The following is a 230-nucleotide window of genomic DNA, read 5'->3' as shown; positions in this document are numbered from 1 at the left end:
AGGACGGTTTGGCGCTTGGGGGGCTTCTCGCCCAGGTCGATACCGGCCACGCCGTTGCGCGGGCGCAGTTCGAAGACGTCGTCCTTGCCGAGGGTCTCGCCGGGGATGGGGGGGGGGCCCTGGCTCGGGAAGAGATAGCGGGGGGGGAGTTCCAGGGGGGTGGTTTTTCGGGCGCCGTTCGGGCCGGGGATGCCCTGGGCCTCCCCCTCCTGGCCGGCCCGGGGGCCCTG

The 230-nt window shown here is 73.9% G+C and carries 1 pseudogene; it reads right to left on the bottom strand.

Annotated elements, in window-relative coordinates:
- Positions 1–230, bottom strand: a pseudogene (locus KVT44_RS57520) (ABC transporter ATP-binding protein); the annotation flags it as partial.

The sequence above is a fragment of the Streptomyces sp. GbtcB7 genome (assembly GCF_019091445.1).
GTDB lineage: Bacteria > Actinomycetota > Actinomycetes > Streptomycetales > Streptomycetaceae > Streptomyces > Streptomyces mirabilis.
The sequence above is the reverse complement of the archived record's forward strand: the minus strand, read 5'-3'. Positions and strand labels throughout refer to the sequence as shown.